The organism is Streptomyces actinomycinicus (assembly GCF_016741775.1).
In the GTDB taxonomy this organism is placed as follows: Bacteria; Actinomycetota; Actinomycetes; order Streptomycetales; family Streptomycetaceae; genus Streptomyces; species Streptomyces actinomycinicus.
In genome coordinates this window covers 84,696-111,281 of sequence record NZ_JAERRK010000012.1, presented here as the reverse complement: position 1 = coordinate 111,281, position 26,586 = coordinate 84,696, and the positions used below count along the sequence as shown (strand labels likewise).

General features: G+C 73.1%; 22 protein-coding genes and 1 pseudogene. 9 read left to right on the top strand and 14 right to left on the bottom strand.

Annotated features, from left to right (window positions below):
- Positions 1-4: 4 nt before the first annotated feature.
- Positions 5-790, bottom strand: coding sequence for an SDR family oxidoreductase (locus JK359_RS23025; RefSeq protein WP_201838772.1), 786 nt, complete (start codon positions 788-790; stop codon positions 5-7).
- Positions 791-849: 59 nt separating this feature from the next.
- Here JK359_RS23025 and JK359_RS23020 point away from each other — a divergent pair, with 59 nt between their 5' ends.
- Positions 850-1,989 (top strand): acyl-CoA dehydrogenase family protein, encoded by a 1,140-nt coding sequence (locus tag JK359_RS23020; RefSeq protein WP_201838770.1) that lies wholly within the window; start codon positions 850-852, stop codon positions 1,987-1,989.
- Positions 1,989-2,942 (top strand): acyl-CoA dehydrogenase family protein, encoded by a 954-nt coding sequence (locus JK359_RS23015; protein ID WP_201838768.1) that lies wholly within the window; start codon positions 1,989-1,991, stop codon positions 2,940-2,942. The genes JK359_RS23020 and JK359_RS23015 overlap by 1 nt, the downstream gene beginning before the upstream one ends.
- Positions 2,943-2,986: 44 nt before the next feature.
- Here JK359_RS23015 and JK359_RS23010 read toward each other — a convergent pair whose 3' ends face one another.
- From JK359_RS23010 to JK359_RS22995, 4 genes are all read right to left on the bottom strand, one after another.
- Entirely contained in the window at positions 2,987-3,712 is a 726-nt protein-coding gene (locus JK359_RS23010; protein ID WP_201838766.1) for a vWA domain-containing protein, read from the bottom strand.
- Positions 3,713-3,863: 151 nt separating this feature from the next.
- Positions 3,864-5,327, bottom strand: a complete 1,464-nt coding sequence (locus JK359_RS23005; RefSeq protein ID WP_201838764.1) for a glutamate synthase subunit beta — start codon at positions 5,325-5,327, stop codon at positions 3,864-3,866.
- The gene (gene gltB / locus JK359_RS23000; protein WP_201838756.1) at positions 5,320-9,912 is read right to left on the bottom strand and encodes a glutamate synthase large subunit; all 4,593 of its coding nucleotides are present in this window, start codon (positions 9,910-9,912) and stop codon (positions 5,320-5,322) included. Before gltB ends, JK359_RS23005 begins: the two co-directional genes overlap by 8 nt.
- 518 nt (positions 9,913-10,430) lie before the next feature.
- Positions 10,431-11,162: a VIT1/CCC1 transporter family protein gene (locus JK359_RS22995; RefSeq protein WP_201838754.1), complete on the bottom strand. Its 732-nt coding sequence runs from the start codon at positions 11,160-11,162 to the stop codon at positions 10,431-10,433.
- 265 nt (positions 11,163-11,427) lie between these two features.
- On the opposite strand from JK359_RS22995, the pseudogene JK359_RS22990 reads away from it, so the two are divergent.
- The 7 genes and pseudogenes from JK359_RS22990 to JK359_RS22960 all read left to right on the top strand — a co-directional run.
- Positions 11,428-12,421: pseudogene (locus JK359_RS22990) on the top strand (ADP-ribosylglycohydrolase family protein); the annotation flags it as partial.
- Positions 12,422-12,812: 391 nt separating this feature from the next.
- Positions 12,813-13,931: an ADP-ribosylglycohydrolase family protein gene (locus JK359_RS22985; protein ID WP_201838752.1), complete on the top strand. Its 1,119-nt coding sequence runs from the start codon at positions 12,813-12,815 to the stop codon at positions 13,929-13,931.
- 8 nt (positions 13,932-13,939) lie between these two features.
- Positions 13,940-15,142 (top strand): ADP-ribosylglycohydrolase family protein, encoded by a 1,203-nt coding sequence (locus tag JK359_RS22980; protein ID WP_201838744.1) that lies wholly within the window; start codon positions 13,940-13,942, stop codon positions 15,140-15,142.
- The gene (locus tag JK359_RS22975) at positions 15,130-16,491 is read left to right on the top strand and encodes an ADP-ribosylglycohydrolase family protein (protein ID WP_201838742.1); all 1,362 of its coding nucleotides are present in this window, start codon (positions 15,130-15,132) and stop codon (positions 16,489-16,491) included. Before JK359_RS22980 ends, JK359_RS22975 begins: the two co-directional genes overlap by 13 nt.
- Positions 16,488-17,381, top strand: coding sequence for a ribokinase (gene rbsK / locus JK359_RS22970; protein ID WP_201838740.1), 894 nt, complete (start codon positions 16,488-16,490; stop codon positions 17,379-17,381). Before JK359_RS22975 ends, rbsK begins: the two co-directional genes overlap by 4 nt.
- Complete coding sequence (locus tag JK359_RS22965) at positions 17,378-18,583, top strand: CaiB/BaiF CoA transferase family protein (protein ID WP_201838738.1); 1,206 nt, start codon at positions 17,378-17,380, stop codon at positions 18,581-18,583. Before rbsK ends, JK359_RS22965 begins: the two co-directional genes overlap by 4 nt.
- On the top strand, positions 18,580-19,392 hold the full coding sequence (locus JK359_RS22960; protein ID WP_201838736.1) for an HpcH/HpaI aldolase/citrate lyase family protein: 813 nt from the start codon (positions 18,580-18,582) through the stop codon (positions 19,390-19,392). Before JK359_RS22965 ends, JK359_RS22960 begins: the two co-directional genes overlap by 4 nt.
- Positions 19,393-19,562: 170 nt before the next feature.
- On the opposite strand, the gene lgt is transcribed toward JK359_RS22960, so the two are convergent.
- The 9 genes from lgt to JK359_RS22915 form a co-directional block, all read right to left on the bottom strand.
- A complete protein-coding gene (gene lgt / locus JK359_RS22955) occupies positions 19,563-20,552 on the bottom strand; it encodes a prolipoprotein diacylglyceryl transferase (protein WP_201838734.1) in 990 nt (329 codons plus the stop codon).
- Positions 20,553-20,636: 84 nt separating this feature from the next.
- Positions 20,637-21,416 carry a DsbA family protein gene (locus JK359_RS22950; protein ID WP_201838732.1) on the bottom strand — a complete coding sequence of 260 codons (780 nt, stop codon included), beginning with the start codon at positions 21,414-21,416 and terminating at the stop codon, positions 20,637-20,639.
- A 96-nt stretch (positions 21,417-21,512) separates the two neighbouring features.
- Positions 21,513-22,349: a tryptophan synthase subunit alpha gene (trpA, locus tag JK359_RS22945; protein ID WP_201838730.1), complete on the bottom strand. Its 837-nt coding sequence runs from the start codon at positions 22,347-22,349 to the stop codon at positions 21,513-21,515.
- Positions 22,346-23,629, bottom strand: coding sequence for a tryptophan synthase subunit beta (trpB, locus tag JK359_RS22940; RefSeq protein WP_201838728.1), 1,284 nt, complete (start codon positions 23,627-23,629; stop codon positions 22,346-22,348). Before trpB ends, trpA begins: the two co-directional genes overlap by 4 nt.
- A 69-nt stretch (positions 23,630-23,698) precedes the next feature.
- The gene (gene trpM, locus JK359_RS22935) at positions 23,699-23,899 is read right to left on the bottom strand and encodes a tryptophan biosynthesis modulator TrpM (protein WP_201838726.1); all 201 of its coding nucleotides are present in this window, start codon (positions 23,897-23,899) and stop codon (positions 23,699-23,701) included.
- Between the two features lie 22 nt (positions 23,900-23,921).
- The gene (gene trpC / locus JK359_RS22930; RefSeq protein WP_201838718.1) at positions 23,922-24,731 is read right to left on the bottom strand and encodes an indole-3-glycerol phosphate synthase TrpC; all 810 of its coding nucleotides are present in this window, start codon (positions 24,729-24,731) and stop codon (positions 23,922-23,924) included.
- Positions 24,732-24,865: 134 nt separating this feature from the next.
- Positions 24,866-25,333: a DUF2752 domain-containing protein gene (locus JK359_RS22925; RefSeq protein WP_201838716.1), complete on the bottom strand. Its 468-nt coding sequence runs from the start codon at positions 25,331-25,333 to the stop codon at positions 24,866-24,868.
- A gap of 110 nt (positions 25,334-25,443) precedes the next feature.
- The gene (locus JK359_RS22920) at positions 25,444-25,701 is read right to left on the bottom strand and encodes an HGxxPAAW family protein (protein ID WP_201838715.1); all 258 of its coding nucleotides are present in this window, start codon (positions 25,699-25,701) and stop codon (positions 25,444-25,446) included.
- A 205-nt stretch (positions 25,702-25,906) separates the two neighbouring features.
- Positions 25,907-26,545: a TIGR02234 family membrane protein gene (locus tag JK359_RS22915; RefSeq protein WP_201838713.1), complete on the bottom strand. Its 639-nt coding sequence runs from the start codon at positions 26,543-26,545 to the stop codon at positions 25,907-25,909.
- Between the last annotated feature and the right edge of the window lie 41 nt (positions 26,546-26,586).

The window sequence follows — 26,586 nt, the reverse complement described above, 5'->3', positions numbered from 1 at the left end:
CTCGTCAGGCGTGCTGGCTGCTGACGGCGACGACCTCGCCGGTCATGTAGGAGGAGTAGCCGGAGGCCAGGAAGACGATCACGTTGGCGACCTCCCAGGGCTCCGCGTACCGTCCGTAGGCCTCCCGTCCGGTCAGTTCGGCGAGCAGTTCGGCGGAGGTGACCTTCGCCAGGTGCGGATGCATGGCGAGGCTGGGGGCGACCGCGTTGACCCGTACGCCGTACGCGGCGGCCTCGATCGCCGCGCACCGGGTCAGCGCCATCACGCCGGCCTTGGCGGCGGCGTAGTGGGCCTGGCCGGCCTGGGCGCGCCAGCCGATGACGGAGGCGTTGTTGACGATCACCCCGCCGCCGGTCCCGCGCAGGGCGCGCAGGGCGGCGCGGGTGCACCGGAAGGTGCCGTTCAGGGTGACGTCCAGGACCCGGGACCACTGTTCGTCGGTCATGTCGACCAGTGCGGAAGTCCCCCCTAGCCCGGCGTTGTTGACGATGACGTCCAGCCGGCCGTGGGCGGCCACGGCGGCGTCGAACAGCGCCTGCACCTGTGTCTCGTCGGTGACGTCGCACGGTATCGCCGTGACCGCGCCCGGGAACTCCCGGGTCAGTTCGGTCTCGTGCTGCTTCAGCCGGCGCGTGTGGGCGTCGCTGATCAGCACCCGCGCGCCCTCCTCCAGGAAGCGGCGCGCGGTGGCCCCGCCGATGCCGGCGCCGGCCGCCGCGGTGATGACGGCGGTGCGGCCCCGGAGCAGTCCGTGCCCGGGGACGTAGGCCGGGCTCTCGACGCCTGTCATAGGCCCACGCTAACCTACCAAACACTTGTTAGGGAAGGTGCGGAAGGAAGGCGGCGCCCGTGGACCTGACCCACTCACCGGCCGACGAGGAGTTCCGCGCCGAGGCCCGGGCCTGGCTGCGGGCGCACGTCCCGCGCACGCCGCTGCCGTCCCTGGAGACGGAGGAGGGCTTCGCCGCGCACCGCTCGTGGGAGGCCGAACTGGCGGCGGACCGCTGGTCGGTGGTGTCGTGGCCGGAGCGGTTCGGGGGGCGGGACGCCGGGCTGCCGAGGTGGCTGGTGTTCGAGGAGGAGTACTGGGCGGCGGGCGCGCCGGGCCGGGTCGGGCAGAACGGCGTCAGCCTGCTGGCGCCGACGCTCTTCGAGCACGGCACGGAGGAGCAACGCGCACGCGTGCTGCCGCCGATGGCCACGGGCGAGGTGGTCTGGGCGCAGGCCTGGTCGGAGCCGGAGGCCGGCTCGGACCTGGCCGCGCTCACCTCCCGGGCGGTCCGCGCGGACGGCGGCTGGCGGCTGCGCGGGCAGAAGACCTGGTCGTCGCGGGCGGCCTTCGCGGACCGGGCCTTCGGCCTGTTCCGCAGCGACCCGGCGGCGGCCGAGCCGCACCAGGGCCTGACGTACCTGATGTTCGACCTGCGGGCCCCGGGCGTCACCGTCCGCCCGATCGGCCGGCTGGACGGCAGGCCGGCCTTCGCGGAACTGTTCCTGGACGACGTGTTCGTGCCGGACGAGGACGTGATCGGCGCGCCCGGCGACGGCTGGCGGATCGCGATGTCCGCCGCGGGCAACGAGCGCGGGCTCACCCTGCGCTCGCCGGGCCGCTTCCTCGCCTCCGCCGCCCGGCTGCGGGATCTGTGGCGGGCGCAGGGGTCCCCGGAGCACGCCCGCGCCCGGGTGGCCGACGCCCTGATCGCGGCCCGGGCCTACCAGCTGTTCACGTACTCCGCCGCTTCCCGGGTCCTGGACGGCGCCCGGCTCGGCCCGGAGTCCAGCATGAACAAGGTGTTCTGGTCCGAGCTGGACCTCGCCCTGCACGAGACGGCGCTCGACCTGCTCGGCGCGGAGGGCGAACTGGCCGACGGCGCCTGGTCCGAGGGGTACGTCTTCTCCCTGGCCGGACCGATCTACGCGGGCACGAACGAGATCCAGCGGGACATCGTCGCCGAGCGGCTGCTCGGCCTGCCGAAGGGACGCCGCTGATGCGCTTCCTCCTCGACGCCGAGCAGCGTTCCTTCGCGGAGTCGCTGCGTGCGATGCTGACCGCCGCGGGCACTCCGGCGGTGATCCGGGACTGGGGCCGGGGCGAGCACGCGGGCGGGCGGGCGCTGTGGGCGCGGATCGCCGAGGCGGGCGTCTTCGGTCTCGCGGTGCCCGAGGAGTACGGCGGGCTGGGGCCGCACCCGGTGGAACTGGCGGTGGCGTTCGTGGAACTGGGCCGGCACGCGGTGCCGGGGCCGCTCGCGGAGACCGTCGGAGCGGCCGTGCTCCTCGGCGAACCCCCGCTCGCCGAACGCTTCCTGCCCGCGCTGGCGGCGGGAAAGGACCTGGCGACCGTGGCCGCGCCCTGCGGTCACGCCGTCGACGGCGACGCGGCCTCCGTGCGTCTGGCCCCTGCGCCCGAGGGCCTGTACCTGTCCACGGCGGCCGCCGGCCCGGTGCGCCGGTCCCTTGACCCGGCCCGCCGGCTGGCCCGGCTCGCCCCGGGCGGCGAACTCCTCACCCCCCGCCCGCCGTACGCCGAGGCGCTCACCTGGATCCGGCTGGCCACCGCCGCCCAGGCCCTCGGGGTCGGACTCGCCCTGCTCGACCGGACCGTGGCCCATGTGAGGCAGCGCACCCAGTTCGGGGTCTGCGTCGGCTCCTTCCAGGCCGTCAAACACCGTCTGGCCGACGCGAAGACGGCCCTGGAGTTCGCCCGCCCCCTCCTCTTCGGCGCGGCGGTCTCGCTGCGCCCCGCGGAGGTGGCCGCGGCCGAACTCACGGCCTGCGAGGCGGCGTACTCCACGGCCCGCACGGCGCTGCACCTGCACGGAGCCATCGGCTACACGGCGGAGTACGACCTGTCCCTGTGGCTGACCAAGGCACGGGCGCTGCGCTCGGCCTGGGGGACGCCGGAGGAGTGCCGGGACCTGGTACTGGCGGAAGGGCTCTAGGAGACGGCCCGGCCGGCGCACCGCGCCCGGTGCCGGACGGTGGCTCAGCCGGGCCGTACCACGCCCGCCGCTCGTGCGGCCGACAGCCACCTCGGGAACTCGCCGACGAGACGGTCGTACAGCTCGGCGTCGGTCACCTGCCGGGGGTCCTGGCCAGCGTGGAAGAAGCCGGCGTTGTCCACGGCCCGCTTGCCGGGTACCGCCAGTTCGTCCAGCTTCCGCAGGAACTCGAACTGCCGGCTGCCCGGGTCGCCGAAGCCGACGAATTGCCAGAACAGCGGGAGCTTCGCGGCCTTGCACAGGTAGCGCTCGGCGGCGAGCTTGTTGATCGGGCCGCCGTCGGTCTGGAAGACGACGAGGGCGGGGGCGGTGGCGCCGCTGTCCAGGTAGTGGTCGATGACGGCGTCCATGGCCAGGTGGTAGCTGGTCCTGCCCATGTGCCCGAGCCCGGCCGCGATCCGCTCGATACGGCCCTGGTGGCCGTCGAGGGCGATGTCGGTGACCGCGTCGACGTCGGTGGAGAAGAACACCACGGGCACGCGGCCGTCGTCGTCCAGGTGTGCCGACAGGCCCAGCACCCGGTCGGCGAGCGCCTGCACGCTGCCGTCCTTGTAGTACGGCTTCATGGAGCCCGAGTGGTCGACGACGAGGTAGACGGCGGCACGGAGGTCGTCCAGGCCGCGTTTGCGCAGTGACACGCCCGCCGCCCGGTAGGCGCCGACGAGCGCGGGTGCGGTCTCCTCCACCTTGTGCAGGCTGATGGCGGCCATGGTCCCCCCTTGGCTGTTCAGGCGCCCGAGCGTACATGCAACGACGCCTGCCCAGGCGTCCGGTCGGGGACAGGCGGGCAGGCGTCGTCAGTGTTCCGCACGCCTTTGTACGGGACGTCTGTCGGGGGACCCCAGGTCCCCGGTGTGCGCGTCAGACCGCCAGGGCGCGGTCCGTCGGGCGGATCGGGGCCGGCAGGTCGCTGGCTCCGATCAGGTGGCGGTCGACCCCGCGGGCGGCCGAGCGGCCCTCCGCGATCGCCCAGACGATGAGGGACTGGCCGCGGCCGGCGTCACCGGCGACGAACACACCCGGCACGTTGGTCTGGAAGTCGGCGTCGCGGGCGATGTTACCGCGCTCGTCGAGGTCTAGACCAAACTGCTCCACCAGGCCGTTCTCCCGGTCGGTGCCGGTGAAGCCCATGGCCAGGGTCACCAGCTGGGCCGGGATCTTGCGCTCGGTGCCCGGCTTCGAGGTCAGCTTGCCGTCGACGAACTCCACCTCGGCCAGGTGCAGCCACTGCACGTTGCCGTCCTCGTCGCCCTCGAAGTGGGTGGTCGAGGCGGAGTAGATCCGCTCGCCGCCCTCCTCGTGGGCCGAGGTGACCTTGTAGAGGAGCGGGAAGGTCGGCCAGGGCTGGTTCGTCGCGTGCCGCTCGTCGTTCGGGCGGGGCATGATCTCCAGCTGGGTGACGGAGGCCGCGCCCTGGCGGTGGGCGGTGCCCACGCAGTCCGCGCCGGTGTCACCGCCGCCGATGACGACGACGTGCTTGCCCTCGGCCGAGATCGGAGTGGTGACGTAGTCGCCCTCCTGGACCTTGTTGGCCAGCGGCAGGTACTCCATCGCCTGGTGGATGCCCTTCAGCTCGCGGCCCGGCACCGGCAGGTCGCGGGCCGTCGTGGCACCGGCGGCGATCACGATGGCGTCGTACCGCTTCTTCAGGTCGCGGGCGTTGATGTCCCGGCCGACCTCGACACCGGTGCGGAAGCGGGTGCCCTCCGCGCGCATCTGCTCGATACGGCGGTTGATGTGCCGCTTCTCCATCTTGAACTCGGGGATGCCGTAGCGGAGGAGGCCTCCGATGCGGTCCGCGCGCTCGTAGACGGCGACCGTGTGGCCGGCCCGGGTCAGCTGCTGGGCGGCGGCGAGACCCGCCGGGCCGGAGCCGATGACCGCGACCGTCTTGCCGGACAGGCGCTCGGGGATCTGCGGGGCCACGTCCCCGGTCTCCCACGCCTTGTCGATGATCGAGACCTCGACGTTCTTGATGGTGACCGGCTGCTGGTTGATGCCCAGCACACACGCCGACTCACAGGGAGCCGGGCAGAGGCGGCCGGTGAACTCCGGGAAGTTGTTGGTCGCGTGCAGCCGCTCCTGGGCCGCGGCCCAGTCCTCGCGGTAGGCGTAGTCGTTCCACTCGGGGATCAGGTTCCCCAGCGGACAGCCGTTGTGGCAGAACGGGATGCCGCAGTCCATGCACCGGCTGGCCTGCTTGCTGATGATCGGCAGCAGCGAGCCGGGGACGTAGACCTCGTTCCAGTCCTTGACGCGCTCACCGACGGGACGGGTCTTGGCGACCTCACGGCCGTGGTTCAGGAAGCCCTTCGGGTCAGCCATTGATCGCCGCCTCCATCATCTTCTCGGTGATCTCGGTCTCCGTGAGACCGGCTCGCTCGGCGGCGTCCTTGGCGGCGAGCACTGCCTTGTACGTGCTGGGGATGATCTTGCTGAACCGCTCCACGGCCGCGTCCCAGTCGGCGAGCAGCTTCCCGGCGACCGTCGAGCCCGTCTCCTCGGCGTGGCGGCGCACCACGTCGTGCAGCCACTGCTTGTCCGTGTCGTCCAGCGCCTCGACCGACCCGGCGTTGCCGACGTTGACGTTGTCGCGGTCGAGGTCGATCACGTACGCGACACCGCCGGACATGCCCGCCGCGAAGTTGCGGCCGGTCGGGCCGAGGACGACCGCGTGACCGCCGGTCATGTACTCGCAGCCGTGGTCGCCCACGCCCTCGGAGACGACCAGCGCGCCGGAGTTGCGGACGCAGAACCGCTCACCGGTACGGCCGCGCAGGAACAGCTCGCCGCCGGTGGCGCCGTAGGCGATGGTGTTGCCCGCGATGGTGGAGTACTCGGCGAGGTGGTCGGCTGCCCGGTCCGGGCGGACGACGACCCGGCCGCCGGACAGGCCCTTGCCGACGTAGTCGTTGGCGTCGCCCTCCAGGCGCAGCGTGACACCGCGCGGCAGGAACGCGCCGAACGACTGGCCGGCCGAACCCGTGAAGGTGATGTCGATGGTGTCGTCGGGCAGACCCGCGCCACCGAACTTCTTGGTCACCTCGTGGCCGAGCATGGTGCCGACCGTGCGGTTGATGTTGCGGATGGCGACCTGCGCGCGCACCGGCTGTGCCTCGGTCGCGTCGTTCGCGGACAGGGCGTCGGCGGCGAGCTTGATCAGCTCGTTGTCCAGCGCCTTCTCCAGGCCGTGGTCCTGGGCGATCGTCTGGTGGCGGACGGCGCCCTCGGGCAGGTCCGGCACGTGGAAGAGCGGCTCCAGGTCCAGGCCCTGCGCCTTCCAGTGGTCGACGGCACGCTCGACGTCCAGCACCTCGGCGTGGCCGACGGCCTCCTCGATGGAACGGAAGCCCAGCTCGGCGAGCAGTTCGCGGACCTCCTGCGCGATGAACCGGAAGAAGTTCACCACGTACTCGGCCTTGCCGGTGAAGCGGTCGCGCAGGGTCGGGTTCTGGGTGGCGATGCCGACCGGGCAGGTGTCCAGGTGGCAGACGCGCATCATGATGCAGCCGGAGACGACGAGCGGAGCGGTGGCGAAACCGAACTCCTCGGCGCCGAGCAGCGCGGCGATGATCACGTCACGGCCGGTCTTCAGCTGGCCGTCGGTCTGCACGACGATGCGGTCGCGCAGGCCGTTGAGCAGCAGGGTCTGCTGGGTCTCGGCGAGGCCCAGCTCCCAGGGGCCGCCCGCGTGCTTGAGCGAGGTCAGCGGGGAGGCACCGGTGCCGCCGTCGTGACCCGAGATCAGGACCACGTCCGCGTGCGCCTTGGACACACCGGCCGCGACCGTGCCGACGCCGACCTCCGACACCAGCTTCACGTGGATACGCGCCGCCGGGTTGGCGTTCTTGAGGTCGTGGATCAGCTGCGCCAGGTCCTCGATGGAGTAGATGTCGTGGTGCGGCGGCGGCGAGATCAGGCCGACGCCCGGCGTCGAGTGACGCGTCTTCGCGACCCACGGGTAGACCTTGTGGCCGGGCAGCTGGCCGCCCTCGCCGGGCTTGGCGCCCTGGGCCATCTTGATCTGGATGTCGTCCGCGTTGACCAGGTACTCGGAGGTGACGCCGAAGCGGCCGGAGGCGACCTGCTTGATGGAGCTGCGCCGCGCCGGGTCGTACAGGCGCTCCGGGTCCTCGCCGCCCTCACCGGTGTTGGACTTGCCGCCCAGCTGGTTCATGGCGATGGCGAGGGTCTCGTGCGCCTCCTTGGAGATGGAGCCGTACGACATGGCGCCGGTGGAGAAGCGCTTGACGATCTCGCTGACCGGCTCGACCTCGTCGACGGGGATCGGCTGCCGGTCCGACTTGAAGCCGAACAGGCCGCGCAGCGTCATCAGACGCTCGGACTGCTCGTTCACACGGGTCGTGTACTTCTTGAAGATGTCGTACCGGCCGGTGCGCGTGGAGTGCTGGAGCCGGAAGACGGTGTCCGGGTCGAACAGGTGCGGCTCGCCCTCGCGGCGCCACTGGTACTCGCCGCCGATCTCCAGCGCGCGGTGCGCCGGGGCGATGCCGGAGGCCGGGTAGGCCTTGGCGTGGCGGGCGGCGACCTCCTCGGCGATGACGTCGATGCCGACGCCGCCGATCTTGGTGGCGGTGCCGTTGAAGTACTTCTCCACGAAGGCCTCGTCCAGGCCGACGGCCTCGAAGACCTGGGCGCCGCGGTAGGAGGCGACGGTGGAGATGCCCATCTTGGACATGACCTTCAGGACGCCCTTGCCGAGGGCGTAGATCAGGTTCTTGATGGCCTTCTCGGGCTCGATGCCGTTGATGAAGGTGCCGGCGCGCAGCAGGTCCTCGACCGACTCCATCGCCAGGTACGGGTTGACGGCGGCGGCACCGAAACCGATGAGCAGGGCGACGTGGTGGACCTCGCGGACGTCACCGGCCTCGACCAGCAGGCCCACGTGGGTGCGCTGCTTGGTACGGATGAGGTGGTGGTGGACGGCCGCGGTGAGCAGCAGCGAGGGGATCGGCGCGTGCTCGGCGTCCGAGTGCCGGTCCGACAGGACGATCAGCCGGGCGCCGTTGTCGATGGCCGCGTCGGCCTCGGCGCAGATCTCCTCGATGCGCGCGGCCAGCGAGTCACCGCCGCCGGAGACCCGGTACAGACCGGAGAGGGTCGCGGCCTTGAAGCCGGGCATGTCGCCGTCGGCGTTGATGTGGATGAGCTTGGCCAGCTCGTCGTTGTCGATCACCGGGAAAGGCAGCACGACGGACCGGCAGGAGGCGGCGGTCGGGTCCAGCAGGTTGCCCTGCGGGCCGAGCGAGCTGCGCAGGGAAGTGACCAGCTCCTCCCGGATCGCGTCCAGCGGCGGGTTGGTGACCTGCGCGAACAGCTGGGTGAAGTAGTCGAAGAGCAGCCGGGGGCGCTCGGACAGGGCCGCGATCGGCGAGTCGGTGCCCATGGAGCCGATCGGCTCGGCTCCGGCCTTGGCCATCGGGGCGATGATGACGCGCAGCTCCTCCTCGGTGTACCCGAAGGTCTGCTGGCGGCGGGTGACCGAGGCGTGGGTGTGGACGATGTGCTCGCGCTCGGGCAGGTCGCCCAGCTCGATCTCGCCGGCCTCCAGCCATTCGGCGTACGGCTTCTCGCCGGCCAGGGCCGCCTTGATCTCGTCGTCCTCGATGATGCGGTGCTCGGCGGTGTCGACGAGGAACATCTTGCCGGGCTGCAGGCGGCCCTTGCGGACGACCTTGGCCGGGTCGATGTCGAGGACGCCGACCTCGGAGCCGAGGACGACGAGGCCGTCGTCGGTGACCCAGTAGCGGCCCGGGCGCAGACCGTTGCGGTCGAGGACGGCGCCGACCTGGGTGCCGTCGGTGAAGGTGACGCAGGCGGGACCGTCCCAGGGCTCCATCATCGTGGAGTGGAACTGGTAGAAGGCGCGCCGGGCCGGGTCCATGGAGTCGTGGTTCTCCCACGCCTCCGGGATCATCATCAGCACGGAGTGGGGCAGCGAGCGGCCGCCCAGGTGCAGCAGCTCCAGCACCTCGTCGAAGGACGCCGAGTCGGAGGCGTCGGGCGTGCACACCGGGAAGATGCGCTCGAGGCCGCGGTCGCCGAAGAGGTCGGAGACGAGCTGGGACTCGCGGGCGCGCATCCAGTTGCGGTTGCCCTTGACGGTGTTGATCTCACCGTTGTGCGCGACGAAGCGGTACGGGTGCGCGAGCGGCCACGACGGGAAGGTGTTCGTGGAGAACCGGGAGTGCACGAGCGCGACGGCGGAGGCGAAGCGGCGGTCGGACAGGTCCGGGAAGAAGGGCTCCAGCTGGCCGGTGGTCAGCATGCCCTTGTAGACGATGGTGCGCGCGGAGAGGGACGGGAAGTAGACGCCCGCCTCGCGCTCGGCGCGCTTGCGCAGTGCGAACGCCTTGCGGTCCAGCGCGATGCCCTCGCTGGCGCCGTCGCCGACGAAGATCTGCCGGAAGACCGGCATGGTCGAGCGGGCGGTGGCACCGAGCAGTTCCGGGGCGACCGGGACCTGGCGCCAGCCGAGGACGCTGAGGCCCTCCTCGCCCGCGATCGTCTCGATACGTGAGACGGCGTCCTCGGTCCCGCCCTCCGGCAGGAAGGCGATGCCCACGGCGTAGGAGCCTGCCGCGGGCAGGTCGAATCCGGCCACTTCCTGGAAGAAGGCGTCCGGCACCTGGGAGAGGAGACCCGCACCGTCGCCGGAGTCGGGCTCGGAACCGGTGGCACCCCGGTGCTCCAGGTTGCGCAGGACGGTGAGCGCCTGATCGACCAGGGTGTGGGACGCCTCGCCGGTGAGGGTGGCGACGAAACCGACGCCGCACGCGTCGTGTTCGTTGCGGGGGTCGTACATACCCTGCGCAGCAGGGCGAGCATCCATGAAGGACCAGTTCTGGCCATTCGCGGAATGCTGGGACGGCTGGCGCGGCGTACGCATCGGCTCTCCCGTCGTCGTCATGTGGCATGTGGCAGGTGCCGAGGGACGACGTTGGCCCTCTGCGGAGATCAAAATTTCGTGCAGATTACATGATGGGGCGATCCCCGGGAACCGGATACTCCGTTCCATCATGCGGACGCCGCGGTGGCGACGGAGCGCCGCGCGAACGCGGCGGGTGCCGTGCGACGACGGCGGCACCGTACGGGTGCGGCGGCGCCGTACGGGTGCGGCGATGCCGCGTGGTTGCGGCGGCGCCGTGCGGGTGACGGCAGGGGGTGCCGTGCGGTGACGGCGGGTGCCACGCGGTGGCGGCCAACGTTCTGGGGGGCGTGGCGGACAAGATCGGTCGGATCGGTGTCCGTCGGCCCGGGGGGCCGGGGAGAGCGTCATCGCCCACCCCGCAGGGGTGCGGCGGGCGTCGTTGCCCACAGCGCTTACGGCTCATGCCCGGTGGTCACGCACTCGAAACCAGCGAGTAACGGCTACTTATGCGGCCCATCGCATAGGTACCAGTCGGGCTATCCTACGGCCGTTCCGAACAGGCTGCCCAGGGCGTACGTCACACCGGCCGCCGCACCGCCCAGCGCGAGCTGACGGAGACCGCTGTACCACCAGCTGCGTGCGGTCACCTTGGCCACGACGGCACCGCATCCGAAGAGTCCGGCGAGGGCGAGAAGCACCGCGGGCCACAGCGCGGTCGCGCCGAGCAGGTACGGCAGGACGGGAAGCAGCGCGCCGAGTGCGAACGACCCGAAGGACGACACGGCGGCGACCAGCGGCGACGGCAGGTCTCCGGGGTCGATGCCCAGCTCTTCGCGGGCGTGTATCTCCAGGGCCTGCTCGGGATCCCTGGACAGCTGCCGGGCGACCTCGCGGGCCAGCTCCGGCTCGACCCCGCGCGCCACGTACAGCGCGGCCAGCTCGTTCTCCTCGTCCTGGGGATGTCTGCGCAGCTCACGGCGCTCGACGTCCAGCTCGGCCTCGACGAGTTCGCGCTGCGAGGCGACGGAGGTGTACTCGCCGGCCGCCATGGAGAAGGCACCGGCGGCGAGGCCCGCGAGCCCGGTGATGACAATGGTGTGCTGGCTCACCGCTCCGCCGGCCACGCCCGTCATCAGGGCGAGGTTGGAGACCAGTCCGTCCATCGCGCCGAAGACGGCGGGCCGCAGCCAGCCGCCGTTCACGTCCCGGTGGGTGTGGTTGTCGCGGTGCGCCTCGTGCAGCGCGGCCTCGGTCTCGATGATGGCCATGCGGGCCCCCCAGGGAAGCTAAGCCAAAGCTAACTTTGGATCCGTTCTACTTTTCGACAGTGCAGAATCTACGCCGATAATTCCCGTCCCGCCAGCAAGGAAAGGCTGGGCTAACCTGCACCTTTGCCAGTAGAAGCTCACATGTGCGAATGCTGGCTCAGATGCCGAGCGGGTGACACCGGCCCGCGCCGCGTACGCGCGCGCACCTCCCGTGGGACACATCCGCAAAGGGGTCCCGAGCGGCCCGCGCGAAGGAGGCCCGCCCATGGCATCGATCGCCTGCACTCCCCCGGTCCCGGCACCCGGGGACGCCCCAGGCCTCCGCGAGCGGGCCCGGGGTGCGCTGCTCGGCCTGGCCGTCGGCGACGCGCTGGGGGCACCGGCGGAGAACCTCAAACCCTCCGAGATCCGGGCCCGCTGGGGGCGGATCACCGGGTACGTGGCCGAGCGGCCCTGCGGCACGGACGACACCGAGTACGCGATCTTCTCCGGTCTGCTGCTCGCCCGGCACGGCTCGGCGCTCACCCCGGCGCAGGTGGAGGCAGCCTGGCACAAGTGGATCGCCGACCGGGCCGAGGGCCCCTTCCGGGGCGCCGGTTTCAGTGAACGCGGCACCCTGGAGAACCTCCGCCGGGGTCTCGCGGCGCCCATCTCGGCCCAGCACCGGCACGCCTGGAGCGACGGGCTGGCGATGCGGGCGGCGCCCTTCGGGGTCTTCGCCGCCGGGCGCCCCGCCGAGGCGGCCCGCCTGGTCGCCGTCGACGGCTCGGTCAGCCACGAGGGCGAGGGCATCTACGGCGGCCAGGCGGTCGCGGCGGGCGTGGCCGCGGCGATGACGGGCGCGCCGGTGCCGGTGGTGATCGCCGCCGCCCTCGCGGTGGTCCCGGAGGACTCCTGGACGGCCCGCTCCCTGCGGCGCGCGGTGGCCGCGGCCCACCACGGCGAACGTGCGGTCCGCCGCGCGGTCGTCATCGGCGGCTATCCCTGGACCGACCTCGCGCCGGAAGCCGTCGCCCTCGCGTTCGGCGCGTACGCGGCGGCCGACGGCGACTTCCGGGAAGCGGTCCTGACGGCCGTCAACATGGGCCGTGACGCCGACACGACGGCGGCGGTGGCCGGTGCACTGTCCGGAGCGTCCCAGGGCATCTCCGCGATCCCCGCGTCCTGGGCGGCGGCGATCGGACCGGCCCGGGGGCGTTGCCTGCCGTCCATGGCGGGCCACCACGTCCTGGACGTCGCGGAACTGCTCGTGCCGGAGGAGGGCGGGAAGTGGGGGGCGGACGTGGCGATGCCGGATCCGCTGCGGGAACTGCTCCGAACGACGGAAACGGCCCTGCCCCCGCCCCCCGCCCACCCCGACACCAGCACCCCCCAGCCGGCCGAACCACCCGCACTCCACCCCCCGGTTCCCGAGCCGGCCGAACCGGCCCCGCTCCCGCCCGCCGCCACCCCTCACCCCACCGAACCACCCGCCCTCCAACCACCCCTCCAACCCCCAGCCCCGCAGCCGGCCGAGCCGGCCCCGCTCCCGGCCGCCACCGCTCGACCCGGCGAGTCGGGTGAGGGGTGGGCGGAGGGCCGGGGGTCCAGGGGGCGGAGTTCCCTGGTCGGGGCCGGGAACGCCGGGCACCAGGAGAGCGAGGGGCGGCCATGACACGGCGCCGTATCGAGGGCCTCCTCCTCGGCCTCGCCGCCGGGGACGCCGCCGGCTGGCCCGCGGCCCGGCACCGCGCCGCCCGCATGCCCGAGTGGACCCGCAGGCTCACCCGCGAGCTGGACACCTTCGCGGAGCAGAACGCCACCACCACCCTCCCGGTGCCGATCGCGCTCAACCAGCCGCCCGAACCCCTGCGCCTCGGCCCCTCCGACGACGCCGAGTGGGCGGTGTTCGCCGCCGAGGCGGTCCTGCGCGCCGGCGACGACGACGTCCTGGGCGACCTGAGCCGGGCCCGCCGGGTACGCGCCGCCATCGACCTCACCTGGACCGCCGTGGCCTCCGAGGTCGCCGCCGCGGCGGACCGCGCCCCGGAGGTCGAGTCGGCCGTGCTCCCGCTGCGCGCCCGGATCTCCGTCCGCGCCGGACTCGGCAACCTCGCCACCGGTCTGCGCCCGCCCGCCACCGGCCACGACAACCCGCACTACTTCGACGACGCCGCCTGCGTCCGCGCCTGTGTCCTCGCCGTGGCCCACCCCGGCGACCACCGCGAGGCCGCGGCGCTGGCCGAGTTCGACGCCCGGTACACCCAGGACGGCGACGGCGTGCACGGCGCCCGTGCCATGGCCGCCGCCCTCTCGCTGGCCCTCGCGGACGCGGACACGGACACCTGTGTGACGGCCGCGCTCGCCGAGCTTCCCCCGGACACGGAGATCGGCCGCAACGCCCGGCACGCGCTCGCCCTCGCCGAGGACAGCGACTCCGCCTTCGCCCTCGTACCCCTGCTGGAACACCAGATCGTCGACCACGTCTACAGCTACGGCATCGCCGCCGCCGAGACCGTTCCCGTCGCCCTGGCCCTCGCGACCGCCGCCCGGGGCCGTATCGCCGAGGCCGTGCCCGCCGCCGCCTGCCTGTCCCGGGTCGCCGACTCCGCCCCGGCCCTCGCCGGCGCACTGACCGGAGCCCTCAGCGGCGGCGCGGCCGTCCCGCAGCCCTGGCGGGAAGCCTGCCGCACCCTGTCGGGCTGCGCCCTGCCCCGGCTCACCGGCACCGACCTGGTGGAACTCGCCGGACTCCTGGAAGCCGCGCAACCGGCCCGTCCAGGAGGATGATTCGGGGCATGACGCCCAAGGAGCCCAAAGGACTCGAAGAAGAAGAAAACGGTGGGCCCTCCCCGCACGGTCTCGCCGACCGCATCACCGGCGCCCTGGTCGGCGCCGCCGTCGGGGACGCCCTCGGCGGCCCGGTCGAGGGCTACTCCCCCGACCAGATCGCCGAGCGCCACGGCGGCCGCGTCCGCGGCGTCGTCGGCCCCTGGCACGGCGACGCCTGGCGCACCGCCCGCCCCCTCGCGCCGTACCACAAGGGCGACGGCCACGTCACCGACGACACCTTGATGACCCACGCCCTGGTCCGGGTCTACGAACGGGTCCGCGACCACCTCGACGCGTACGCGATCGCCGACCACCTGGTCCCGGACCTGATGACCAACCCGCGCTGGATCCCGGAGCTGGAGGCCGAGGCGCTGCCGCTGCACCGGGTCTTCCTCGCCGAGAAGTGGCTCGTGGCCCGGCTGGCCTACGGACACGCCGACCCCCGGGAAGCGGGCGTCGGCAACATCGTCAACTGCGGCGCGGCGATGTACATGGCCCCGGTCGGGCTGGTCAACGCGGCGAACCCGGCCGCCGCCTACGCGGAGGCGCTGGACGTCGCCGGCGCGCACCAGTCGTCGTACGGCCGTGAGGCGGCCGGTGTCCTGGCCGCGGCCGTCGCCGCCGCGGCCACGCCCGGCGCGACCCCCGACTCGGTCGTGGCCGCCTGTCTGTCCCTGGCGCGGGACGGCACCCGCACGGCGATCGAGAAGGTCTGCGAAGTCGCCTCCCGGCACCGGGACTTCGAGTCGGCGCTCGGTCCGCTGCGTACGGCGGTGGCCCCGTACGACACGGTCGGACCCGACTACCGCGCCCCCTCCCTCGACGCCCGCCGCCCCTCCCGGCTGCACAGCATCGAGGAACTCCCCGTCGCCCTGGGCATGCTGGTCGTCTCCGGGGGCGACTACCGGCACGCCGTCCTCGGCGCGGTCAACTACGGCCGGGACTGCGACTCGATCGCCACCATGGCCGGTGCCCTCGCGGGCGCGCTCGGCTCGCCCGTGCCCGAGGAGTGGGCCAAGACGGTCGCGGACGCCAGCCGCCTGGACCTGTGGGCGCCGGCCCGCGCGCTCACCGAGGTCACCGGTGAGATCTTCGCCCGGGACGTGCGCCGCCGGCGCGCCCACGAGCGGGCCTTCACCGCACTCGGAGGCGGCCCATGCTCCGACTGACCTGGGTGCAGCCGGAGGACCTGCTGGGCCACGAGATCCGCCAGGCCCGGCTGGACGGCCGGGAGCCGTCGCGGATCGAGGCCAGGTGGCGGGCGGCCGGAGGGACCGAGGCCCCGGAACGAGCCGGCGCCTCACCGGTCCCGGCGTCGCGCTATCTCCGCCTCCTGGCCGAGGACCTGCTGGACGAACTGGCGGACCTGCCGAGCAGACTGGCGGACGACGAGCCGACGGACCTGGCCGGGATCAGGGCCCTCTGCCCGGACTGGCCGCCCCGGGCGGGCGCCCCGGCCCCCGCCGCGCGCGCCCTGGAGGCCGCCTGGCTGGGCCGGGCCATCGGCTGTCTGCTCGGCAAACCCGTCGAGAAACTCCCCCTCGACGGCATCCGCGCGCTGGCCCGTGCCGTCGGCAACTGGCCGCTGAACGGCTACTTCACCGCCCGGGGCGTCCCGCGGGAGCTGCTCGACGCCCACCCCTGGAACCGCCGCTCGGCCGCCACTTCACTCGCCGAGAACATCGACGGCATGCCCGAGGACGACGACCTCGACTACCCGCTCCTGAACCTCCTCCTGCTCCAGCGCCACGGCAGGTCCTTCAGCACCGACGACGTCGCCCGGCTGTGGCTGGAGGAACTCCCGCCCGGCCGCACCTTCACCGCCGAGCGCCTCGCCCACCGCAACCTCCTCGCCGGCATCGAGCCCCCGCTCACGGCCCGCCACCGCAACCCGTTCCGCGAGTGGATCGGCGCCCTGATCCGTGCCGACGTGCACGGCTGGACCAACCCGGGCGACCCGGCCGCCGCCGCCTCACAGGCGCACCGCGACGCGGTCCTCACCCACACCGCCAACGGCGTCTACGCGGCGATGTTCACGGCCGCCGTGATCGCCACCGCCGCCACGGGACGCCACGACATCCACGACTGCCTCCGCGCCGGCCGCACCGTGGTACCGCCCCGCTCCCGCCTGGCGCAGGCAATCGACCACGCCGTCCGGCTGGCCCGGGCCGAGGAGAACTTCGACGACGTCGTGGACCAGCTCCACGCCCGCTACGGCCCCACCCACCACTGGGTGCACGCCCTGCCCAACACCGCCCTGATCGCCGCCGCCCTGACCCACGCCGACGGCGACTTCACCGGCTCCGTCTGCCGTGCCGTCTCCGGCGGCTGGGACACCGACTCGAACGGGGCGACCGCGGGCAGCGTCGCCGGCCTCCTCGCCGGCACCCCCACCGCGATCCCCGACCGCTGGCGGACCCCGCTGAAGAACCGGCTCGCCAGCACCGTCGCCGACTTCGACGGCAGCGGCTTCGACACCCTCGCCCACCTCACCCACCTGGAGGCGACCCGCTCATGACCCACATCGCCGTCCTCGGCAGCACGAACATGGACCTCGTCGCCTACGTCGGCAAGGCCCCGCAGCGCGGGGAGACGGTGACGGGACGGGAGTTCCGTACGATTCCCGGCGGCAAGGGCGCCAACCAGGCGATCGCCGCGGCCCGCGCGGGCGCCACCGTCTCGATGATCGGCGCGGTCGGCAACGACGCCTTCGGTGTGCGGCTGCGTGACACCCTCGAACACTCCGGCGTGGACACCGACTTCCTGCGCACGGTCGAGGGCCCCACCGGTACCGCGCACATCGTGGTGGACGACGAGGGCGGCAACGCGATCGTCGTCGTCCCCGGCGCCAACGGCACCGTCGACCACCTATCGCCCGGTGACGAAGGCGTGATCGCCTCCGCCGACGCCCTGCTGCTGCAGCTGGAGATCCCGACGGCCGCGGTCGTCGCGGGCGCCGAGGCCGCCCGCCGGCACGGCGTCCGTACGATCCTCACCCCGGCCCCTGCCCAGCCACTCCCACCCGAACTCCTCGCCGCCACCGACCTGTTGGTGCCGAACGAGTACGAGGCGGTCACCCTCACCGGACGGACCGACCCGCGCGAGGCGGCAGCCGCCCTGGTGGACCTGGTACCGGAGGTCGTCGTCACCCTCGGCGCGACGGGCTGCCTGTACCTGGCCCGGGGCACCGAACCGCTCGTGGTTCCCGCACCCCGGGTGACCGCCGTCGACTCCACCGGGGCGGGCGACACCTTCGCCGGCGCGCTCGCCGTGGCCCTCGCCGAGGAGAAACCGGTACGCGAGGCCCTGTCGTGGGCGGCCGCCGCCGCGGCGATCTCCGTCCAGCGGGCCGGGGCATCGGCGTCGATGCCGTACCGCCCGGAGATCGACGCGCAGTTCACCGCATGAGTACGACGACACGGACGCGCCCCGCCCTGGACGGCCTGCGCGTGCTGGACCTCGCCACTCTCTTCGCCGGCCCGATGGCCGCCACCCTGCTCGGTGACTTCGGCGCCGAGGTGATCAAGGTCGAGCATCCCCGGCGTCCCGACCCGTCCCGGGGCCACGGCCCGGCGAAGCACGGCGTCGGCCTGTGGTGGAAGGTGCTCGGCCGCAACAAGCGGACCGTCACCCTCGACCTGTCCACCGCCGGCGGCCGGACCACCCTGCTCCGGCTCGCCGCCACCGCCGACGTGGTGATCGAGAACTTCCGCCCGGGCACCCTGGAGAAGTGGGACCTCGGCTGGCCGGAGCTGTCGGCGGCCAACGCCCGGCTGGTGCTCGCCCGGGTCACCGCGTTCGGCCAGTTCGGCCCCTACGCGCACCGGCCCGGCTTCGGCACCCTCGCCGAGGCGATGAGCGGCTTCGCCGCGGTCACCGGCGAACCGGACGCGCCCCCGACGCTGCCACCCTTCGGTCTCGCCGACTCGGTCGCCGGCCTGGCGACCGCGTACGCCGTGCTGACGGCGCTGGCCGCGCGCGAGCACACCGGCCGGGGGCAGGTCGTCGACATGGCGATCATCGAGCCGATCCTCGCCGTCCTCGGCCCGCACCCGACCTGGTACGACCAGCTCGGCCACGTCCAGGAACGCACCGGGAACCGGTCCGCGAACAACGCCCCGCGCAACACCTACCGCACTGCCGACGGCTGCTGGGTCGCCGTCTCCACCTCGGCGCAGTCGGTCGCCGAACGAGTGCTGCGGCTCGTGGGCCGCCCCGATCTGGTCGAGGAGCCGTGGTTCGCCACCGGCGCGGACCGGGCCGCCCACGCCGATGTGCTGGACGAGGCCGTCGGCTCCTGGATCGCCGCCCGCGACCGGACCGAGGTGCTCGCGGCCTTCGAGAAGGCGGAGGCAGCGGTGGCTCCGGTCCAGGACGTCCGGGGCGTGCTGGCGGATCCGCAGTACCGGGCGCTGGGCACGGTCACCACGGTCGCCGACCCGGAGCTGGGCCCGGTGCGCATGCAGAACGTCCTCTTCCGGCTCTCCTCGACGCCCGGCGCGATCCGCTGGGCCGGCCGGCCGCACGGTGCCGACACGGAGGCCGTGCTCACCGAGCTGGGCCTGACCCCGGCCGACATCGCGGCGCTGCGCGCGGAGGGTGCCCTGTGACCCGGTTCCCGCTGACCTGGCTCTACGTCCCCGGCGACCGCCCGCACGTGGTGGCCAAGGCGCTGGTGGCGGGCGCCGACGTGGTGGTGGTCGACCTGGAGGACGCGGTCGCCCCGGACCGCAAGGAGTACGCCCGCGCGGCCACCGCGGAACTCCTCGCCGAGCCGCAGCCGGTTCCGGTGCACGTCCGCGTCAACGCCCTGGACACCGACTGGGCGGCCGCGGACCTGACCATGCTGGCGGCCCTGCCGGGCGTGTCCGGACTGCGGCTTCCGAAGGTGACGTCCCCGCGCGAGATCAGGCAGGTCGCCGCGGCGACCCCCCTCCCCCTGTACGCCCTGCTGGAGTCGGCGGTGGGCATCGAATTCGCCTACACCATCGCGACCGCCCACCCGTCGCTGCGGGGCATCGCCCTCGGCGAGGCGGACCTCAGGGCCGACCTGGGGGTGCGGGCCGAGACGGGCCTCGACTGGCCGCGCTCCCGGGTGATCGTCGCCGCGCGGGCGGCGGGCCTGGCCCCACCCCCGCAGACGGTCTACCCGGACATCCGTGACCTCGACGGCCTGTCCTCTTCCTGCGCCCACGGCCGCGCCCTGGGCTTCCTGGGCCGCGCCGCGATCCACCCGCGCCAGCTGCCGGTGATCGAACGGGCCTACCTGCCCACGGAAGCGGAGATCGAGCACGCCGAGACGATCATCAAGGCGGCCTCGACGAACGAGGGCGCCCAGGCCCTCCCCGACGGCCGCTTCATCGACGCGGCGGTGGTGGCCCTGGCCCGGCGGACCCTCTCCCTGACCGCCAGGGACTGAGCCGCGCCCGTGACGGTCGCCGAGAGGGCGCCGGCGTACGAGGTGATCCTGCCGTCGGTGGTGTAGATCAGCTCGGTGGGGCGGTGCCGAAGCCGGCGGGGCACGCACCTCCGTACACGCCGAGGGCGCCCGGAGTGATCCGGGCGCCCTCGGCGTCGTGGAAGCGGCGGTCAGCTCTTCTTCGTCGCCGACTCGGCCTCGTTCTTCGTCCCGGCCTCGGCGTCGGCTCCGCCCGGGTCCGGCTCCGTGGCCTTCTCCTCGTCCTCGGGGGCGGTCTCCGCGCTCTCCGCGGCGGGCTCCACGCCCTCGGCGACAGCCTCCGCGCCGTCGGCCGGACCGCCGGGGGCTCCCGGCTCGACGACCTCTTCCCGGCCCGGACGCTTCTTCGCCGACACCACGATGTACGCGACGGCGAGCAGGAAGACGATCAGCGCGGTCCAGACGTTGAGGCGGAGGCCCAGGATGTGGTGGGCGTCGTCCACCCGCAGGTACTCGATCCAGCCGCGGCCCAGGCAGTACGCGGCGACGTACAGGGCGAACGCCCGGCCGTGGCCCAGCCTGAAGCGGCGGTCGGCCCAGACGACGAGCAGGGCGACACCGACGCACCACAGGGACTCGTAGAGGAACGTCGGGTGGTAGTAGCCCGGTACCCGGCCGCCCTCGGAGGAGGTGATGTGCAGCGCCCACGGCACATGCGTCTCACGGCCGTACAGCTCCTGGTTGAACCAGTTGCCCCAGCGGCCGATGGCCTGTGCGAAGGCGATGCCGGGCGCGACGGCGTCGGCGTACGCCGGCATCGGGATGCCCCGGCGCCGCGCACCGATCCACGCGCCGAGCGCGCCGAGCGCGATGGCGCCCCAGATGCCCAGGCCGCCCTCCCACACCTTGAAGGCGTCCACCCAGTCACGGCCCTCGCTGAAGTACAGCTCGTAGTCCGTGATCACGTGGTAGAGCCGGCCGCCGACGAGGCCGAACGGGACGGCCCAGACGGCGATGTCGGCAACCGTGCCGGACTGCCCGCCGCGGGCGATCCAGCGCTTGTTGCCGAACCAGACGGCGACGAAGACGCCGATGATGATGCAGAAGGCGTAGCCGCGCAGCGGGATGGGGCCGAGATACAGCACCCCGTGCGACGGGCTGGGGATGTAGGCAAGGTTCATGGCAAGTCCGACGCTACCGTGCCGGGCCGCGGGGACGGCAAGCAGCCCGGCTACGGGTCCATAACGGGGGCGTGAGAATCCCCCTTACCCGCGGTTGGCCGCCTCCACCATCTCCTTGAGCTTGGCCGGGGTCATCGACTGGTCCTGGTAGATGTTCTTGCCGCCGAACAGGACCGTGGGCGTGCCGCCGAAGTGCCCGGCCTCGAAGGCCTGGTGCGATTTGTTCACCCAGCTGTTGTGGGTGCCGTCCTTGACGCACTTGCGGAAGGCGGGGGTGTCCAGGCCCTGCACCTTGCCCGCGAGTTCGATCAGCCGGTCGTCGCTGCCGAAGGCGTCGTCGCTCTCCTCGGGCTGGTTCGCGTAGAGCACGTCGTGGTACTCGCGGAACTTTCCGGCGTCCTGGGCGCAGGCCGCGGCGTTGGCCGCGCGCAGCGAGCCGCTGCCACCGAGGTTGCCGTCGATCAGCCGGACCAGGTGGTACTCGACTCTGAGCTTGCCGGCGTCGGCCAGTTCGTGGAGCGTCGGCCGGTACGCCGCCTCGAAGGCCTGGCAGGCCGGGCAGCGGAAGTCCTCCCAGACGGTGAGCGTCGACTTGGCGCCGTCCTTGCCGACCGGGATGGCGAGGCTGTCCTTGCCCTGCGCGCCCGAAGGCGCCACGACCGGGCCCGCCTCCTCGCTTCCCTTCTTGTCCTTGCCGGCGTTCGCGGCGAGCACGCCGATCACCGCCGCGAGGCCGAGGACGCAGACGACACCGGCGCCCACGATCAGCGTGCGCCGCCGCTTCTCCGCGGACTTCTGCTTCTCGCGCTCGACCGCCAGCCGCTCCCGGGCGGTGCGCTTTCCGTCACGGTTCTTCTCGCTCACACCCCCAGAACGAACCGGGGAGGCGCAGCGTGCCTCCCCGGCCCCAGGTCCACCCGATCGGGTGATCGAATCAACCACGGGGGACATCACCGGCGGTCACGCCCGGCCGCGCACGCCCTTCGCCAGCTCACCGGCCAGCTCACGGACCGCCTCGAGGCCGGACGCGTGGTCCGGGGCGTCCAGCATCCGCTTCACGAACGCCGAGCCGACGATGACCCCGTCGGCGAAGCCGGCGACCTCGGCGGCCTGGGCCGCGTTGGAGACGCCGAGTCCGACGCAGACGGGCAGCGGGGTACCGGTCGCACGCGTGCGCTCGACCAGGTTCTGGGCCTGCGTGCCGACGGACTCGCGGGTGCCGGTGACGCCCATCAGGGAGGCCGCGTAGACGAAGCCGCTGCCCGCCGCGGTGATCTCGGTGAGCCGCTCGTCCTTGCTGCTCGGCGCCACGACGAAGACCGTCGCCAGGCCGTGCTTGGTGGCGTGCTCGCGCCACAGCGCCGACTCCTGGACCGGCAGGTCGGGCAGGATGCAGCCCGCGCCGCCCGCCTCGGCCAGCTCGGCGGTGAAGCGCTCCACGCCGTACCGGTCGATCGGGTTCCAGTAGGTCATGACCAGCACGGGCTTCCCGGTGGCCAGGTGCGCCTCGCGGACCGTCCGCATGACGTCGGCGATCTTCACACCGCCGCGCAGGGCGATGTCGTCGGCGGTCTGGATGACCGGGCCGTCGAGCACCGGGTCGCTGTGCGGCAGACCGACCTCGACGATGTCGGCACCGCCGTCGAACACGGCCTTGATCGCCTCGATGCCGCCGTCCACGGTCGGGAAGCCGGCCGGGAGGTAGGCGATGAGCGCCGAGCGGCCCTCGGCCTTGGCACCCGCGAGGGTGTCCGACAGCAGCTGTGCCCTGCCGCCGCTGAATGCGGTCCCGCTCACTTCGCGTCCCCCTCGATCTCGGCGGTGTCGGCCTCGTTGGCGGCCACCTCGGCGTCGGTGTCGTACAGGCCGAAGTAGCGGGCGGCGGTGTCCATGTCCTTGTCGCCGCGGCCGGAGAGGTTGACCAGGATCAGGCCGTCCTTGCCCAGCTCCTTGCCGACCTCCAGGGCGCCGGCCAGGGCGTGGGCGCTCTCGATGGCCGGGATGATGCCCTCGGTGCGCGACAGCAGGCGCAGGGCCTGCATGGCCGCGTCGTCGGTGACCGCGCGGTACTCGCCGCGGCCGGAGTCCTTCAGGTAGGAGTGCTCGGGGCCGATGCCCGGGTAGTCCAGACCGGCCGAGATCGAGTACGGCTCGGTGATCTGGCCCTCCTCGTCCTGCAGGACGTAACTGCGTGAGCCGTGCAGGATGCCCGGCTCGCCCGCGGTCAGGGTGGCCGCGTGCTCGCCGGTCCCGATGCCGTGCCCGGCGGGCTCGCAGCCGATGAGGCGGACGCTCTCGTCGGGGATGAAGGCGTGGAAGAGGCCGATGGCGTTGGAGCCGCCGCCGACGCAGGCGACGGCCGCGTCGGGGAGGCGTCCGGCGCGTTCCAGGAGCTGCCGGCGGGCCTCGACGCCGATGACCCGGTGGAAGTCGCGGACCAGGGCCGGGAAGGGGTGCGGGCCCGCGACCGTACCGAACAGGTAGTGGGTGTCGTCGACGTTGGCGACCCAGTCGCGGAACGCCTCGTTGATGGCGTCCTTGAGGGTGCGGCTGCCGGACTTCACGGCGACGACCTCGGCGCCGAGCATGCGCATCCGGGCGACGTTCAGGGCCTGGCGCCTGGTGTCGACCTCGCCCATGTAGATGGTGCAGCCGAGTCCGAACAGTGCGCAGGCGGTGGCGGTCGCGACACCGTGCTGGCCGGCGCCGGTCTCGGCGATGACCCGGGTCTTGCCCATGCGCTTGGTGAGCAGGGCCTGGCCGAGGACGTTGTTGATCTTGTGGGAGCCGGTGTGGTTGAGGTCCTCGCGCTTGAGGAACACCCGGGCGCCGCCGGCGTGTTCGGCGAACCGCGGCACCTCGGTCAGCGCGCTGGGCCGGCCGGTGTAGTTGACCATCAGCTCGTCGAGTTCCCGGGCGAACTCCGGGTCGGCCTTGGCCTTCTCGTACTCGACGGCGACCTGGTCCACGGCGGCGACGAGGGCCTCCGGGATGAACTTGCCGCCGAATGCGCCGAAGTAGCCCGCGGCGTCGGGCACCTGACCGGCGGGGTCAGGGAAGAAGAAGTTGCTGGGCATACCGAAACCTCACGGTGAGTGCGTGGAAAGACACTGTTCGCCGTGGGGGCGGGGATTCGCTGCGGGCCGTCAGCGGGTGCGCGCGCTGTTCCCCGCGCCCCTGAAGGTCGGCCGCTGCCATCGCATGCCGTTCACCTGCCCGGGCTCGTCACCGATGACGTAGCGCACCCTGCGGCCGTGGACACGCCGGGCCGGGGCACGACAGCCCCTCGGACGGCAGCCGCGCGCCAGGCGGGCGTACCGGTCCACGGTCGTCACGGTGAGAGTCATCGGTGTCAGCCTAGCGGGTGATCTAGCTCCGGCCGTGCCGCAGCGCGGGGTGCTCGCCGGCGGCGACCAGGTCCGCGACGGCGGCCTTCGGGTCGCGGCCGGTCACCAGGGACTCGCCGACCAGGACCGCGTCGGCGCCGGCGTTGGCGTAGGCGATCAGGTCGTGCGGGCCGCGGACGCCGGACTCGGCGACCTTCACCAGGTGGCCGGGGATCTCCGGGGCGACCCGCTCGAACGTGCCGCGGTCGACCTCGAGCGTCTTCAGGTTGCGCGCGTTGACGCCGATGATCTTGGCGCCCGCGTCCACCGCACGCTCGACCTCGTCCTCGTCGTGCACCTCGACGAGGGGGGTCAGGCCGATGGACACCGCACGCTCGATCAGTGACTCCAGGGCCGGCTGGTCCAGGGCGGCCACGATCAGCAGCGCCAGGTCGGCGCCGTAGGCCCGGGCCTCCCAGAGCTGGTACGAGGTGACGATGAAGTCCTTGCGCAGCACCGGGATGTCCACGCGCGCGCGGACGGCCTCCAGGTCCGCGAGCGAGCCGCCGAAGCGGCGCTGTTCGGTGAGGACGGAGATGACGGCCGCGCCGCCCGCCTCGTAGTCCGCGGCCAGCCCTGCCGGGTCGGCGATCGCGGCCAGCGCGCCCTTGGAGGGGCTGGAGCGCTTGACCTCGCAGATCACCTTGACGCCGTCGCCCTTGAGCGCGGCCACCCCGTCCTTGGCGGCGGGAGCCTTGGCCGCGCGCTCCTTGAGCTCGTCGAGGCTGACGCGTGCCTGCCGCTCTGCGAGGTCGGCACGGACTCCGTCGATGATCTCGTCGAGCACACTCACGCGAGCGGCCCCCTTCCGGACGGTGGTTCCTTCAGGTTCTGAAAACCTCTGGTCACTGCGATGGTATCCGCAGCAGAGCCGAGGCCTCGCATCCGGTGGACCACGGTCCCACTACCTGGACGTTCCCTCTTCGATCAAGGGTGGAGCCAGCCCCCGGCCGGCAGGTTCCGGACCACCGTGAACATCGTGAGCAGCGCGCCGGCGGCCCACAGCCGGGCCGGGGTGACGGCGATCCGCAACGGCCGGCCGCGGACCGAACGGACCACCCAGACGGCCCACAGCAGGGCGAAGCCGAGGTAGGCGGCGACGCCCGGCGCGTTGTCGCGCAGGGCGGCGAGCAGGTCGCCGTGGACGAAGGCGTGCGCGCTGCGCAGTCCGCCGCAGCCGGGGCAGTACAGGCCGGTGAGCCGGTACAGGGGGCAGGCCGGGTAGTGGCCGGGCTCGTTGGGGTCGACCGCGCCGACGTAGGCGAAGGCCCCGGCCACGGCCGTGAACGCCGCTGCGGGGAGCGCGAGCCGCCGCCAGAGGGGCGGGCGGGGCGGCTCCGGCTGCGGGAGGGCCCGCCGGGCCTGGGGCGGGACCGTGGGGCTGTCGGCGTTCACGCGGGCATTGTGACCTGCCGGCCGCCGGCCCGCGCGCCCGCCGCCCCGAACGCGAGGGGCGGTCCGTCCCCTCTCCGGGTGACGGACCGCCCCTCGCGGAAAACCCCGGTTCAGCTCTCGGCGCCGGCCGGCTCCCGGGTCACGGCGGGAGCGGTGTGCGGGAGCGCACGGGCCTGCCTGGGCTGGCCGAGGCCCATCGCGCGCATGACGGCGCCGACCACGCCGCCGAGCACCACGATCACCATGCCGGCCCAGAAGCCGAGCGGCTGGGCCATCACCATGAAGGCGCCCGAGACGCAGAAACCGATGAAGGCGATGATGACACCGGTCCAGGCGGCCGGGGTGTGACCGTGGCTGCTGCCCGCCATGACTTGCTCCTCGTTGCTGTGTACGTGTCGTGGTACGCGTCGTACGTCGTGTCCCGTACGGTGCTGAGCCCGCCCGTCACTGTCCGAGCCGGACGCTCGTCCTCCATTGTCCCGTACGCACGGGTGTGCCGGACGCTGGGGTGGGGTCTGTTACGCCACATCCGGCGGACGTCCGGCGGACGTCGGGGGTGTGCCCGGCTCCGGTTCAGGCGCCGGTCGGGTCCTCGCCGCGGTCCAGGGCCTTCCAGATCTCCTCGGGCCGCTCCGGGTCGGCCGGCCGGGCCGTGCGCCGCGGGCGGGCGGTGCCGCGTTCGTAGCGTCCGGACATGGCGGGCCACAGGCTGCCGTAGCGCAGGGCCAGCAGGCCGGCGAGCAGGATCAGCAGGCCGCCGGCGGCCGCGACGTAGGGCCAGCCGGTGTGGCTGAGCGCGTCGACCGTGGCGGAGGTGTCACCGCTGGCCTGGGCGGCCTTCTCGTCCAGGGCGGAGCTGTCGGAGGCGGCCCCGAGGGCCGCGGCGACGATCCCGGCGCCGGACAGCGCGAGCAGCCCGGAGACGACGAGGCGGCCGGCCCTGCGGACGGCGAAGACGGCGACGAGCGCGGCGAGGCCCACTACGGCGAGGGCCGCGGGCACGCCCGTGACGTCGCTGCCCTTGACGGTGAGCGGGAACGCGCCGCCGGCCACCGTCGCGGTGCCCTCCGCCCAGCGCTGCCGGCTCGCGAGCAGCGCCACGGCCGCGCCGAGGGCACCGCACAGGAGGGCCACGGCGAGGCTCCGCCGGCCGGACCGGGCGGGTGCGGCGGCTTCGGAACGGGGGTGAGGTGCAGCAGTCACGTAGTCCACTATCGCCTGAACCCCGGGCGAACCGTCACCCGGGGTTCCGA